Source organism: Bradyrhizobium sp. SZCCHNR1017 (assembly GCF_032381375.1).
GTDB lineage: Bacteria > Pseudomonadota > Alphaproteobacteria > Rhizobiales > Xanthobacteraceae > Bradyrhizobium.
On the sequence record NZ_JAUHIR010000010.1, the window covers coordinates 1 to 13,228 of the forward strand.

General features: G+C 67.5%; 11 protein-coding genes and 1 pseudogene. 7 read left to right on the plus strand and 5 right to left on the minus strand.

The annotated features are described in order from the left end of the window. The 3 genes and pseudogenes from QW863_RS23215 to QW863_RS23225 form a co-directional block, all read left to right on the plus strand. Nucleotides 1–665 (plus strand): annotated as a pseudogene (locus QW863_RS23215) (hypothetical protein); the annotation flags it as partial. 150 nt (nucleotides 666–815) lie between these two features. Further along, nucleotides 816–1,973, plus strand: a complete 1,158-nt coding sequence (locus tag QW863_RS23220) for a glycosyltransferase family 4 protein (protein ID WP_315768705.1) — start codon at nucleotides 816–818, stop codon at nucleotides 1,971–1,973. Continuing rightward, entirely contained in the window at nucleotides 1,970–2,971 is a 1,002-nt protein-coding gene (locus QW863_RS23225) for a glycosyl transferase (RefSeq protein WP_315768707.1), read from the plus strand. The genes QW863_RS23220 and QW863_RS23225 overlap by 4 nt, the downstream gene beginning before the upstream one ends. Nucleotides 2,972–2,975: 4 nt before the next feature. Here QW863_RS23225 and QW863_RS23230 read toward each other — a convergent pair whose 3' ends face one another. The 4 genes from QW863_RS23230 to rfaD are packed head-to-tail and all read right to left on the minus strand — an operon-like array spanning nucleotide 2,976 to nucleotide 8,657. Continuing rightward, nucleotides 2,976–4,889: a nucleoside-diphosphate sugar epimerase/dehydratase gene (locus tag QW863_RS23230; RefSeq protein WP_315753268.1), complete on the minus strand. Its 1,914-nt coding sequence runs from the start codon at nucleotides 4,887–4,889 to the stop codon at nucleotides 2,976–2,978. Next, a complete protein-coding gene (locus QW863_RS23235) occupies nucleotides 4,886–6,169 on the minus strand; it encodes an O-antigen ligase family protein (RefSeq protein WP_315768709.1) in 1,284 nt (427 codons plus the stop codon). Before QW863_RS23235 ends, QW863_RS23230 begins: the two co-directional genes overlap by 4 nt. Then, a complete protein-coding gene (gene rfaE1 / locus QW863_RS23240; RefSeq protein WP_315768711.1) occupies nucleotides 6,166–7,638 on the minus strand; it encodes a D-glycero-beta-D-manno-heptose-7-phosphate kinase in 1,473 nt (490 codons plus the stop codon). Before rfaE1 ends, QW863_RS23235 begins: the two co-directional genes overlap by 4 nt. A 38-nt stretch (nucleotides 7,639–7,676) precedes the next feature. Then, entirely contained in the window at nucleotides 7,677–8,657 is a 981-nt protein-coding gene (gene rfaD / locus QW863_RS23245; RefSeq protein WP_315768713.1) for an ADP-glyceromanno-heptose 6-epimerase, read from the minus strand. 148 nt (nucleotides 8,658–8,805) lie between these two features. Here rfaD and waaF point away from each other — a divergent pair, with 148 nt between their 5' ends. The 3 genes from waaF to QW863_RS23260 are packed head-to-tail and all read left to right on the plus strand — an operon-like array spanning nucleotide 8,806 to nucleotide 11,048. Next, nucleotides 8,806–9,870 (plus strand): lipopolysaccharide heptosyltransferase II, encoded by a 1,065-nt coding sequence (gene waaF, locus QW863_RS23250; RefSeq protein ID WP_315768715.1) that lies wholly within the window; start codon nucleotides 8,806–8,808, stop codon nucleotides 9,868–9,870. 56 nt (nucleotides 9,871–9,926) lie between these two features. Then, nucleotides 9,927–10,520, plus strand: a complete 594-nt coding sequence (locus tag QW863_RS23255; protein WP_315768717.1) for a D-sedoheptulose 7-phosphate isomerase — start codon at nucleotides 9,927–9,929, stop codon at nucleotides 10,518–10,520. After that, nucleotides 10,521–11,048, plus strand: a complete 528-nt coding sequence (locus QW863_RS23260) for an HAD family hydrolase (protein WP_315768719.1) — start codon at nucleotides 10,521–10,523, stop codon at nucleotides 11,046–11,048. It abuts the gene before it with no gap. Here the strand turns inward: QW863_RS23260 and QW863_RS23265 are convergent. Then, the gene (locus tag QW863_RS23265) at nucleotides 11,030–12,076 is read right to left on the minus strand and encodes a glycosyltransferase family 4 protein (RefSeq protein ID WP_315768721.1); all 1,047 of its coding nucleotides are present in this window, start codon (nucleotides 12,074–12,076) and stop codon (nucleotides 11,030–11,032) included. The two genes, QW863_RS23260 and QW863_RS23265, sit on opposite strands and share 19 nt — an antisense overlap. Before the next feature lie 129 nt (nucleotides 12,077–12,205). On the opposite strand from QW863_RS23265, the gene galE reads away from it, so the two are divergent. Then, nucleotides 12,206–13,219, plus strand: a complete 1,014-nt coding sequence (gene galE / locus QW863_RS23270) for a UDP-glucose 4-epimerase GalE (RefSeq protein ID WP_315768723.1) — start codon at nucleotides 12,206–12,208, stop codon at nucleotides 13,217–13,219. Nucleotides 13,220–13,228: the final 9 nt, after the last annotated feature.

Below are 13,228 nucleotides of genomic sequence, written 5' to 3' on the forward strand. Positions count from 1 at the left end.
CCACTGGCAACGACCCCGGACTTGAAGCCCTCGAGAGCAGCTTCCATCAGGACCTGAATGGCGACGGCACGATCGGGATCCCGACCGTCAGCTCGGTGACGGCGAGCGCAGAGACGGCCACGACGTCGGGTGCGACCGACCTGGTCCTCGCCGCGCCTTCCTTCAGCGGCAATCTCATCGGATTCGGTAGCACCGCCGCTCAGATCGATCTCAAGAGCATCGCATTCACATCGCTTCAGATGCATTTCGACGAGACGAGCGGAATGCTGTCGCTGGGCGACGGGTCCAACAGCGCGTCGCTGCACTTCGTCGGCCCATTGTCGCAGGACAGCTTTCACTTCGCAGCGGACGGCCAGGGCGGCACTCTGATCTCCGGGACCTCGATCTCCGGCGCGGCATCCTCATCGGTGTCGCTGCAGGGACACGACACCTTCGTGTTCGCCGAGCATTTCGGTCAGGTGAACATCGCCGACTTTGCGGTCGGCACCGACAAGATCGTGTTCAGCCAGAGCATCTTCGCGGACCCGTCCACGCTGCAGGCCGCCATCCATGACGACGCCGCGGGCAACGCCGTCATCACCGATCCGGCACTCGACACCATCACGATTCAGCACGTGTCGACGGCCGAGCTGCTGTCTCATCTGTCGAGCTTCCATCTGGTCTGAGACCGGCGGCATTCGAGGCGTCGTCTCCGCCATTCGGCGGGCGAAGGGTGCCCGGCGGGCGGTTTCCGCCCGCCGCAGGACAGATAACGGCTCGCGCGAGGGCCGCTCTTGCCCTATACGGCGCTTCGACCATCCTACACCGTGAGTTTGATGCCCCCGCCCCGCTCCGCTTCGCCGCGCCGCCTGCTCTACGTGGCCAACGAGGATTATGCCTTCCTGATGCATCGCCTGCCGATGGCGCGCGCGGCGCGCGAGGCCGGCTACGAGGTGCATGTCGCCACCAACGTCAATGCCGGCGCCGCCGCGATCGCCGCCGAGCGGTTCGTGCTGCATCCGATCCCATTCCAACGCGGCGGGCTGTCGCCGTCATCAGCCCTGCCCACGATCCGCGCGATCCGCGCCGTCGAGGCTGCGATCAGCCCCGACGTGGTGCATCATTCCGGATTGCAGTCGAGCGTGCTCGGCTCGCTCGCCGCGCTTGGACGCACCACTCCGGTCGTCAACGCCATGACCGGCCTCGGCTATGTGTTCACATCGGCGAGCTGGCGCTCGCGTCTGCTCAAGCAGGGCCTGCTGTGGCTGCTGCCGCAGCTCATGAACCGGACACCGAGCTGCGTGCTGGTCCAGAATCCCGACGATCGCGAGGCGCTTCAAGCCATGGGCGTCCGGGGCGACAAGATCACGCTGATCCCGGGCTCGGGCGTCGACACCGACCGCTTCCAGCCGCTGCCAGAACCGGACGGGCCGATCACCTTCGGCTTCGCAGGACGGCTGCTGACCGACAAGGGCGTCCGCGCCCTGGTCGCTGCGCACCGCATGCTGCGCCAGCAGGGCCGCGACGACCAGTTGCTGATCGCCGGCTCGCCTGATCCGGCCAATCCCGCCTCGGTCTCGGCCGAGGAGGTCGAGGCCTGGCGGAAGGAACCCGGCATCACCCTGCTCGGCCAGATCAAGGACATCACCGAGCTCTGGCGCCGCTGCCACGTGGCCGTGCTGCCGTCGCATCGCGAAGGACTTCCGGTCAGCCTGCTGGAGGCCGCCGCCTGCGCCCGGCCGCTGATCTCCACCAATGCACCCGGCTGCCGCGAGATTGCGATCCACGACCAGACCGGACTCGCCGTGCCGGTCGAGGATGCGGCGGCGCTCGCGCAGGCGATGGCGCAGCTGGCGGCGTCGCCCGAGATGCGCGCACGTTATGGCGCGGCGGCCCGTCAACTGGTCGAGGACAAGCTCTCGGCCAGGATCATTGGCCGTTCGGTGGTGGCGCTCTATGATCGCCTCATCTCGGCCGCAGAGGTCCGCGGATGATCGCCGATCCCACCGCGGTCCTTGCCGCCATCGCCGTGCTCGCGGCCGCGATGTGCGCCATCCTGATCGTGCTGTTGCGTCCAGTGCTCCAACGCTACGCGCTGGCGCGGCCGAATGCGCGCTCGTCGCACAAGATCCCGACGCCGCAGGGGGCCGGCATTGCCGTGATCGGCGCCACGATCGTTGTCGGCGGCGCGTTCGCCTCCGTGGCCGGTTTCGCGCCGCTGCTGATGCTGTTCATCGCCGTGCCGATGCTGGCGCTGGTCGGCCTGATCGACGACATCAGGCCGATCCCGGTGCTGCCGCGCCTGGTCCTGCAGGGATTGGCCGTCGGCCTCGTCGTTTTCACCGCGCCTGACGATCTCAGGCTGTTTCCGATCCCGCTGGCGGCCGAGCGCACGCTGCTGCTGATCGCCGGCCTGTGGTTCGTCAACCTCGTCAACTTCATGGACGGGCTCGATTTGATGACCGTGGCCGAGGCGGTGCCGATCACGGCGGCGCTCGTCCTGTTTGGCCTCTCCGGTGAACTGCCCTGGCCGGCGACTGCCATCACTGCGGCGCTGGGTGGCGCCATGCTCGGCTTTGCGCCCTTCAACCGTCCCGTCGCAAAGGTCTTTCTCGGTGATGTCGGCAGCCTGCCGATCGGGCTGCTGCTCGGCTGGGGCCTGCTCCATCTTGCCTGGCAGGGCGACGTCGCAGCGGCGCTGCTGCTGCCGCTGTATTATCTGATCGACGCCACTTTCACCCTGTTGCGGCGGATGGCGCAGCGCGAGCCATTCTGGGCGGCGCACCGCACGCATTTCTATCAACAGGCCACCGACAACGGCTTCACCGTCTCGCGCGTCGTCAGCGAGGTGTTCATTCTCAATATCGTGCTTGCGACGCTCGCAGCCATCTCGGTCGCGCAGCGTTCCATGACGGCCGACGCCATCCTGCTCGTCTTCGGTCTCGGCGCCGTCACCTGGGTGCTGAGCCGCTTCTCGCGGCGGCGCCATTGAAGACTCAGGCCGCGCTCGAGCCGAATTCCGGCACCGCATCCTTCAGCACCGACTTGATCGTCACTGGATCATTGCGCGCGATCGCCTGATCGAGCGCCGCGATCCAGGCCTTCAGCGTCGGCATCGGCGGCTCGTTCGGGTTGGCGGCCATGATGCCGGCGACACCGATCTCGACCGGCGGCTCCTCGCTCGCAAACAGGATTTCGTTGAGGCGCTCGCCGGGCCGGATGCCCGTGAACACGATCTCGACGTCGTAGCCCGGCTGCAGGCCGGACAGGCGAATCATGCGCTCGGCCAGTTCGACGATGCGGACCGGCTGGCCCATGTTCAGCACATAGACCGAGACATCCGGGCGCTGCGGCGCCAGCGCATGCGAGGCCGCGGTGATCACGAGATCGCAGGCCTCGCGGATGGTCATGAAATAGCGCACCATGTCCGGGTGCGTCACCGTGACAGGACCGCCCGCCTCGATCTGGGCCTTGAACTTCGGCACCACCGAGCCGTTCGACGCCAAAACGTTGCCGAAGCGCACCGAGATCAGCCGCATCGGCGGCCGTCCCGTCGGCCGGTCGGCGAGCTGGCGATCGAGCGCCTGGCAGTACATCTCGGCGAAGCGCTTGGTGAGGCCGAGCATCGACACCGGCTCGATCGCCTTGTCGGTCGAGATCATCACCATGGCCTCGGCCCCTGAGGCCACCGCGGCATCGGCCACGTTGATCGAGCCGAAGATGTTGGTCTTGACGCCCTCGCTCCAGTCGCGCTCGAGGATCGGCACATGCTTCAAGGCGGCGGCATGGAAGACCAGATCCGGCTTGAACTCGCCGATCAGCGCGAACACCCGGTCGCGATCGCGGATGTCGGCGATGCGCCCCTCGACGGCGACGGCAGCCTCGGGATCGGCCGCGAGCACCTCGGTGATCGCGTAGAGCGCCGGCTCGGAATTCTCCAGAATGAGCAGCCGCGCCGCGCCGAATGCCACGACGCGCTGGCAGATCTCGGCCCCGATCGAGCCGCCGCCGCCGGTGACGACCACCGCCTTGCCACGCACCAGCGCTTCGAGACGTCCGTAATCGATCTTCTCGCTCGGCCGCAGCAGGAGGTCCTCGACCGCGACCGGCGCGAGCCTCGGCGCATCGCCGCTCTCCAGCGACGGCAGGCGGCTCACGATCAGGCGCAACCGGCGCGCCCGCATCAGGAAGGTCTCCGGATGACAGTCCGGATCGAACGCCGTCGGCATCATCAGGGCGCGCGCGATCGGCCGGTCGCGGCGGGCGAAGTCGGCCGCGACATCCTCGACATCGTCGATGCCGCCCAGCACCGGCACGCCGCGGATCAACTGCCCCCGGTCGGCGGCCGATGGCGAGAGAATGCCGATCGGCCAGATCCGCTTGACCGCGCCGCTCTCGATGCCGCGCAGCACGACCTCGGCGTCGGCAGCACGGCCGATCAGGAGCGCGGGGGCAGCGTCCTCGGACCGAGCGTGCCGTCGCACCCGCGTGTAGCGGAAGTAGCGATAGGCGAAACGCAGCGCGCTCAACGCAAAGATCTCCAGGAACCAGTAGAGAATGATCGTGAGCTTGCCGAAGAAGAAGGTGCCGCGGACGTTCGGCGCGACGATGATGTAGTCGAGAACCAGCAGCGCCAGCGTCAGCACGGTCGCGACGCGGACGATGTTCAGCGCGTCCGGCAGCGAGATGAACCGCCACTTCGTCGTCAGAAGGCTCGAGAAGTAGAAGACGACGAAGCTGAAGGCGATGAAGTACGGCAGGATCTGTAAGAGCAGCGGCACCCGCTCCCAGAAGGTGCTGGCGCCTTCGAAGCGGATATAGAACGCCGCGAACAGCGCGACGACGCTGACCAGGAGGTCATGCGCGGCAATCAGCATATTCCGGTAGGTCAGTTGAGACGGACGCGTCATGGTTCGAGCGTCCCCTGCCTAGCATCAGGCGGCGTCCGCGATCGCCACACCATTCCGCCGGCCACGCCGACGCCGATCACGTACATCCACCCCTCGTGGAAATCGAAGATGTGGGAATTGAACAGCGATGTGAAGATGTTCTGCACGACGACGAGCAGCCCGATCCAGGGCACCAGCCCGTCGCCGCGGAACAACAGAAGGTGCGCGGCCCACATCGCGTAGAGAATCACGATCCCGAGCGCCCCCCATTGGACCGCCACGTAGAGCGTCTGATTGTGCGGATTGCTGACGACCTGGCTCGAGGAGAGGTCGCGCGACCCGCTCGCGGCCAGCTCGAACAGATGACGCGTCGAGCCCGAGCCGTGTCCGATCAGCGGCGCGTCGGCCAGGAACCGCAACGACTTGCGCCAGAACTCGAGCCGCTCGCCGATCGACGTCACCGCGCGATCGTTCCTGTAGTCCTGATATTGGCTCGTGAACGTCGCCACCTTGCCCTGCAATTGCGGGGACACAGTCCATGCCGCGAGGCCCAGCGCAAGGGCAACGGCCGCGATCAGCAGGTTGGCACGCCATTTCAAGTGGATCAGCCCGAACACCGCAAGCAGGATCGGGATCGTCACCAGCGCGGTACGCGAGACAACGATGAAGATCATGTTGGCGAGGAACGCGATCATGATCGCAGTGAGCAGGCCGGCCGGAAGGAAGCGGCGGGCGCGCAGCAACTGGGCGATCGGATAGGCCAGCGCCACGGCGCAGAGCGAGAACTCCTGGCCCTGGTCGATGTAGTTCTTCACGAAGATGCCGCGATCGGCATTGGCCTTGAGCGCGAGCGCAGGATTGAACGCGACCGCGGTCGACACCACGACCATCAGCACGCAGGAGGCGAGAAACGCGGTGAAAACCCACAGGCCGCGCTCCGACCGTTGGAAATGGTAGAGCAGCGCGGGCAGCACCAGAAGCTTGGCCGCAGGTCCCACCGCGTAGAACCGCGCGCCCCATGCCACGTCCGACCACAGCGTTCCCACCAGCGCCAGCAGGAACAGCGCGATCGGCGCCAGCGCGATCGGCCGCTTCAGGACCTGCAGCAGACGCTCGACATCGAGAAACGGCACCATCGTGATCAGCATGACGACGCCGAGGATCGACACCAGCGAGGTCGACCACGGCAGCGAGGCCGCCAGCAGAATCGCCACAACATCGACCGTCGTCCGCCACGCCGCCGGATCGCGCCAGCGGCGCGCCAGCAGCGCCGGGCCGGGATGACCTGCCAGCGCGCTCATCGCGCCTCGCTCCGGGCGCGATCGACCAGCGCGGTCGTGCTGTGCCCTTTCAGGATGTCGATCAGGATCACCTCGCCGCCGCCGGCCTCGACGACCTCATGTCCCACCACCTGCTCGCGCGTATAGTCGCCGCCCTTGACCAGGACGCTCGGCCGGACCAGCTCGATCAAGCGGAGCGGCGTGTCCTCGGCGAAGATGGCGACGAGGTCCACCGCCTCGAGCGCGGCCAGGACCTCGGCGCGCGCGCGCTCGTCCTGCACGGGCCGGCTTTCGCCCTTCAGCCGCTTGACGGAGGCATCGCTGTTCAGCCCGACCACGAGCCGGTCGCAGGCGGCGCGCGCCGCGGTCAGTACCTTGACGTGGCCGGGATGCAGAATGTCGAAGCAGCCATTGGTAAAGCCCACGCGCAGGCCCTCTCCCCGCCAGACCTCGACGCGGGCGGCGAGCTCGTCATCGCTCTCGATGATCTTCTCCTCAGCGGCACGATAGGCATGCGGCAGGATCTTTCGGCGCAGCTCGGCCGATGTCACGCTGGCGGTGCCGTGCTTGCTGACGGCCACCGCCGCCGCGGCGCTCGCCATCCGCAACGCATCCGCCCAGGCGGCGCCGGCCGCGAGCGTCGCGGCAAGCACGGCAACAACCGTGTCGCCGGCGCCGGAGACGTCGCGCACCTTAACGGGATAGGCCGGCACGTGAATCGGATCGCCCTCGCGCGGGACCAACGTCATGCCGCGCTCGCTCTGCGTCACCAGGATCGCCTCGCAGTCCGCGAGATAGATCGCGTCCTGCGCGGCCGCGGCGATCTCCTGTTCGGTCTCGGCGCGGCTGCGGGTCGCTTCCGAAAACTCCTTGCGGTTCGGCGTCAGCACGCTCGCGCCGCGATAGATCGCGAGATTCGCGCTCTTGGGATCGACGATGACGCGCTTGCCGGCCTTGCGCGTCGCGTCGATCACGTTGCGCAACACGCGCGCCGTGAGCACGCCCTTGGCGTAGTCCGACAGCAGCACGATATCGGCCCGCGCGATCAGTGGCAGGATGGCCTCGATCAGCTTCTGCTCGATCTCGCCGGCGGCCGGTGCGGCGCGCTCCCAGTCGGCGCGGAGCATGTGGGTGGAGAAATGCTCGGAGACGAAGCGCACCTTGCGCGTCGTCGGCCGCGAAGGATCACGGACAAGCACGCTCTCGATGCCGCCCTCCTTGGCGAGCTCGGCCGCCAGCTGGTCGCCGGCCGCATCCTGCCCGACGAGACCGACGAAGATGCAGCGGGCGCCGAGCGCGGCGATGTTGCGCGCGACGTTGCCGGCACCGCCGATATTGGTCTCGCTTCGCTGGACCGCGATGACCGGCGCCGGCGCCTCGGGGGAAATCCGCGACACCTCGCCATAGACGAACTCGTCCAGCATGAGGTCGCCGATGCACAGCACCGTCTGGCGGGCGATCGCTTGCGAGAGATCGTCAAAGTCGAACATCAGCGGCAGTCTCGGTGCAATGGTCGGAACCAGATCGTCTAGCGGAAGCGGTCGGCGGAATCGAGATAGTTCCGGATATAGCCAGCGACCGCATCCTCGAGCGACGTGAAGCCGCCGTTGTAGCCGGCCGCCAACAGCCGGTCGACCTTGCTCTGGGTGAAATACTGGTAGCTGCCGCGAATCGCTTCGGGCATGTCGATGTACTCGATCCGCGGCGTCGCACCGAGCGTAGCATAGGCCGCCAGCATCATGTCCTTGAAGCTGCGCGCCTGGCCCGTGCCGACGTTGAACAGGCCCGAGACGGAGGGAGAGGCCAACAGCCACAGCATCACGCGGACGACGTCGTCGACATGGATGAAGTCGCGGCGCTGGTCGCCATCGGCGATGCCTTCGCGGTGCGACTTGAACAGTTGCAGGGTGTGTCCGGCCTTGATGTCGTCGAAGCGGCGGGTCAGCACGCTCATCATCGATCCCTTGTGGTACTCGTTGGGACCGAACACGTTGAAGAACTTCAACCCGGCATATTGCGGCGGCAGCCTCTCGCCGCGCTCGGCGCGCGCAGCCACCGCCATGTCGAACAGATGCTTGCTCCAGCCATAGAGATTCATCGGCCGCAACGTCTTCAGCGCCGCCAGCGACGGCTCATCGACGAAGCCCTGCGCGCCATCGCCATAGGTCGCCGCCGACGAGGCGTAGATGAACGGCGTGGTGTTGGCCGTACACCAGTCGAGCAGGCGCAAGGAACTGCGGAAGTTGCGCTCCATCACGAGATCGCCGTCGACCACCGTGGTCGCGGAGATCGCGCCCATGTGCAGGACGGCCTCGAGCCGGCGACCCTTCAGCCAGACGTCCAGATCGGAAGGCGGCACGACGTCGGCCAGCTGCCGCTTGGCCAGGTTGCGCCACTTGCCCTCGCTGCCGAGCGTGTCACAGACCACGACATCGGTCCGGCCGGCGTCGTTCAGCGCCGCGACCAGATTCGATCCGATAAACCCGGCGCCGCCGGTCACCAGCAACATTCCGCAACCCGTCCTGATCCCGAAAACCCCGGCCCTCGCGTAGCGCATGCGGCGGCAAAGTGTAAGCGCTTTGGTGACGGCCCGCTCGGCCCACTTTACCTGCGGCGGCCGAGCGGCTACCAGCGCGCCTGAGCTAGGCAGACAAAGAATGAATTCGAATTCGGCCAAGGTCGAGGTGGACGCGGCGGACACCAGCCCGATCCTGATCATCCCCTATATGTGGATCGGCGATTTCGTGCGCGGCCACACCGTGGTGCGGGTGCTCAAGGAGCGCTGGCCGAATCGGCCGGTCGACCTGCTGGTGACGTCGCTGTGCGCGCCGCTGGTCGATTACATGCCCGGGGTCCGCTCCGGCATCGTCTGGGACCTGCCGCGCAGCCGGCTGGCGCTCGGCCGGCAATGGCAGCTCGCCGCGATGTTGCGCGAACGTCGCTATCGGACCGCCCTGGTGATGCCGCGGACCTGGAAATCGGCGCTGGCACCGGCGCTGGCCGGCATCCCCGAGCGGGTGGGCTTCGTCGGCGAGATCCGCTTCGGCCTGCTCAACCGCTGGCGCTGGGGCGAGAAGGCGCTGCCCCGCTTCATCGACAAGAATGCCGCGCTGGCGCTGCCCGACGGGGCGCCGCTGCCGCCGGAATGGCCGGTCCCGCAGCTGCGGGTGCCGCCGGAGGACGTCGCGCGCTGGCGCGAGGCCAATGGCCTGGGGAACCGCCCGGCCGTGGCGCTGGCACCGGGATCGGTGGGTGCCGCCAAGCGCTGGCCCTATTACGGCGAGGCGGCCCGGCTGCTGCGCGGGGCCGGCCTCGACGTCTGGGTGGTCGGCGGCCCCGGCGAGAAAGCGCTCGCCGCCGAGATCGTCGCCGCTGGCGGCCCGGACGTCCGCGACCTCACCGGAACCGACCTTCGCAACGGCATCCTGGCCATGGCGGCGGCCAGCGTCGCGATCTCCAATGATTCGGGGCTCATGCACATCGCCGCGGCGTTGGGGACGCCGACCATGGGCATCTTCGGTCCGACCAGCCCATACCATTGGGCGCCGCTGAACGGCCTCGCGGCGACGGTCCAGACCAGGACACAGGTCCCCTGCCAGCCCTGCCACCGGCCGGTCTGCCGGATGAACGACCACCGCTGCATGCGCGACATTCCGGCGACCGATGTCGCCGCCATCGCCCAGCAGGTCCTTGCCGACGCGGCAATACCGGTCGTGCACTAGCTTGCGAAGCGACACCGCGCCCCATACACCGGCCCTGACGTAACCTGAGCCGCCACGTGACCCGCGCCCTCGACCCGATCGCCAACCATCTCGCCCGCTCCCGCGCCGCCATGGAGCGCGCGGCCGACGATGCCGCGATGCTCACCAGTGCCGGGCGGATCGCAACGAAAATCATCTCTGCGCTGCGTGGCGGCCACAAGCTGCTGATCGTCGGCAATGGCGGCAGCGCGGCGGACGCGCAGCACATCGCCGCCGAGATCGTCGGCCGCTACAGGCAGGAGCGGCCCGCCTATGCCGCGATCGCGCTGACGACCGATACCTCGGCGCTGACCGCGATCGGCAACGACTACGGCTTCGATCACGTCTTCGCCCGCCAGGTCGAAGGGCTCGGTACACCGGGCGACGTGCTGCTGGCGATCTCGACCTCCGGCCGCTCGCCGAGCATCCTCAACGCGCTGCGCAAGGCGCGCGAGCGCGGACTGGTCACGGTCGGCTTCACCGGCGCCAAGGGCCTCCCGATGGGCGAATTGTGTGACGAACTGCTGGTGGCGCCGAGCGACGACACGCCGCTGATCCAGCAGATCCATCTCGCGACGGCGCATGGCATCTGCGAGATGATCGAGGCGGCGCTGATGCAGGACGAGGGCTAGATGACGACCGCTCAGCTCAAGCCGGCGGCGTTTCTCGACCGCGACGGCGTCATCAATCACGACGACAACTACATCGGCTCGCCGGAGCGCATCCGCTGGATGCCGAACGTGGCGCAGGCGATCCGGCGGCTCAACGACTCCGGCTATCACGTGTTCCTGTTCACCAACCAGTCCGGCGTGGCGCGCGGGCTGTTCTCGGAGGATGACGTCACGGGCCTGCACGACTGGATGCGGGCCGAGCTCGCGGCGCAGGGGGCTGTCATCGACGACGTCCGCTACTGCCCCTACCACACCGAAGGCTCGGTCGAGCGCTATCTGCGCGAGCATCCCTGGCGCAAGCCGGCGCCCGGCATGATCCTCGACCTGATGCAGCACTGGCCCATCAGGCGCGAGGGCAGCTTCGTGATCGGCGACCGCGCCTCCGACATCGCGGCGGCCGAAGCCGCCGGCCTGCCCGGCTTCCTGTTCGCCGGCGGCGATCTCGATGCGTTCGTCGCCGAAATCATCGCTCAGACCAGTTCGCGATAGACGGCTGCGATCTTGTCGGCCTCGGCCTCGAGGCTGAATTTCTCCACCACGCGCGTCCGAGCCCGCGCACCCATCGCTAGTGCGGCATCCGGATCCCGCATCAATGGCTCGAGCGCTGCGACCAGCGCATCGACGTCGCCGGGCGGGACCAGCACGCCTGTGACGCCATCCTCGACCACGATCTCCGCCGCCCCGGCACGCGCCGCGACCAGGGCGGCTCCTGCCGCCATTGCCTCGATCAGCGTGAGACCAAAGCCTTCGTTGCGCGAGGTGAAGGCGTAGATCGTGAGACGCTGGTACCAGCGCTGCACGTCGGCGATGTCGAGCTCGCCGGTGATGATGATGCGCTGCTCCAGGCCCGCGGCGGCGATCTGCTTCTTCAACTCGCTCGCGAACGGCATCTGCTCGGGCGTCACGGCGCCGACCAGCACCGCGGAAAAATCCGGAAAACGCGGCAGCAGCCGGCACATCGCCGCGACGAACACGTCGCTGCCCTTCTGCGCGCGGACGCGGCCGAAGCAGCCGATGGCATATTTGCCCGGCAGTCCGCTCTCGGCGAAGGCCGCGGCGCGATCCGCCGGCGGGGAATACACGTCGGTGTCGACGCCATGCGTCACCACCGTCGCTTCGCGCTTCAGATAGGACGCCGAGATGTCGCTGGTCGCGATGATCGCGTCCATGCGGCGGATCAGCCAGCGCGTGATCCAGCTGTGATGGCGCTGCGCGGCCGAGGTGAACACCAGCTTCAACGGCCAGCCGAGCGCCCGCATGATCACGCCGACGATCATCTCGTCGTTGCGGCGGGCATGCCAGATCAGCGGCCGCCGCCGGCCCCACAATTTGAACAGATCGCTCGCGCGCATCCGCGCGATCCCTTCGGGCGCGTAGGAGCCGAGCCACGCCGAGCGCACCAGCCTCGCCAGCTTCGGCGCCACCATCCGGTTGGTCGCGGTCACGCCGGAATAGCGCCGGTGCAGGTTGGGCACGATCACGTCGAGATCTGCGGCGGAAAACGGCTCGGCTTGCACACTCAACTCCAATTGCAGCGGTTCCCTATACGCAACATTAAGCATCGCCGCCAGTTCGCTATGCACGCAACAGGTCGTTCATTTCGCGGGCGTTAGTCTGCCGGAAACAAACAGGGATCGCGTCAAACAATGACCGTGCTCGTGACCGGCGGCGCCGGCTATATCGGCAGCCACATGGTGCTCGCGCTGGCGGAAGCCGGCGAAAGCGTCGTGGTGATCGACAACCTTTCGAGCGGCTTTTCCGCCTTCGTGCCCGACGGCGTGCCGCTGTTCATCGGCGATGCCGGCGATGAAAATCTCGTCGACGGCGTCATCGGCCAGCACGGCGTCGACAGCATCATCCATCTGGCGGGCTCGGTCGTGGTGCCGGAATCGGTGCGCGATCCGCTGCTCTACTATCGCAACAACACCATGACCACGCGCAGCCTGTTGAATGCGGCGGTCAAGCGCGGCGTCAGCCGCTTCGTGTTCTCCTCGACCGCCGCCGTCTACGGCAATCCGGACGAGGTGCCGGTGCCCGAGAGCGCGCCGACCCGTCCGACCTCGCCCTACGGCACCTCGAAGCTGATGGCCGAGATCATCCTGCACGACGTGGCCTCGGCACATGACCTCAACTACGTGGTGCTGCGCTACTTCAACGTCGCCGGCGCCGATCCGTTCGGACGAGCCGGGCTTGCGACCGTCGGCGCGACGCATCTGATGAAGATCGCCATGGAGGTCGCGACCGGCCAGCGCGCCAAGATCGACGTCTTCGGCACCGATTATCCGACCCCCGACGGCACCTGCATCCGCGATTTCATCCATGTCTGCGATCTCGCCCAGGTGCACCGCTCCGCGCTGGCCTATCTGCGCACCGGCGGCAGTTCGGTCACGCTGAATTGTGGATACGGCCGCGGCTATTCCGTGCTCGAGACCATCGAGGCCGTCCGGCGCGTCTCCGGCCGCGCCATTCCCGTCCAATACGCGCCGCGGCGCCCCGGCGACATCATGAGCATGGTCGCCGACACCAGCCGTCTGAAGGCGCTGCTCGACTGGACGCCGATCTATGACGATCTGGAAACGATCGCCGCCCATGCGCTGGCCTGGGAGGAGAAACTGTTCCTGGAACGCCACAGCGGCACGCTGCAGCGGGCCTCGGCCTAGAATCAACGA

Excerpts from the sequence above, each read along its gene's own strand:
- QW863_RS23220 (WP_315768705.1), top strand. The coding sequence starts at position 816 with ATGCCCCCGCCCCGCTCCGCTTCGCCGCGCCGCCTGCTCTACGTGGCC.
- QW863_RS23225 (WP_315768707.1), top strand. The coding sequence starts at position 1,970 with ATGATCGCCGATCCCACCGCGGTCCTTGCCGCCATCGCCGTGCTCGCG.
- QW863_RS23230 (WP_315753268.1), bottom strand. The coding sequence starts at position 4,889 with ATGACGCGTCCGTCTCAACTGACCTACCGGAATATGCTGATTGCCGCG.
- QW863_RS23235 (WP_315768709.1), bottom strand. The coding sequence starts at position 6,169 with ATGAGCGCGCTGGCAGGTCATCCCGGCCCGGCGCTGCTGGCGCGCCGC.
- rfaE1 (WP_315768711.1), bottom strand. The coding sequence starts at position 7,638 with ATGTTCGACTTTGACGATCTCTCGCAAGCGATCGCCCGCCAGACGGTG.
- rfaD (WP_315768713.1), bottom strand. The coding sequence starts at position 8,657 with ATGTTGCTGGTGACCGGCGGCGCCGGGTTTATCGGATCGAATCTGGTC.
- waaF (WP_315768715.1), top strand. The coding sequence starts at position 8,806 with ATGAATTCGAATTCGGCCAAGGTCGAGGTGGACGCGGCGGACACCAGC.
- QW863_RS23260 (WP_315768719.1), top strand. The coding sequence starts at position 10,521 with ATGACGACCGCTCAGCTCAAGCCGGCGGCGTTTCTCGACCGCGACGGC.
- galE (WP_315768723.1), top strand. The coding sequence starts at position 12,206 with ATGACCGTGCTCGTGACCGGCGGCGCCGGCTATATCGGCAGCCACATG.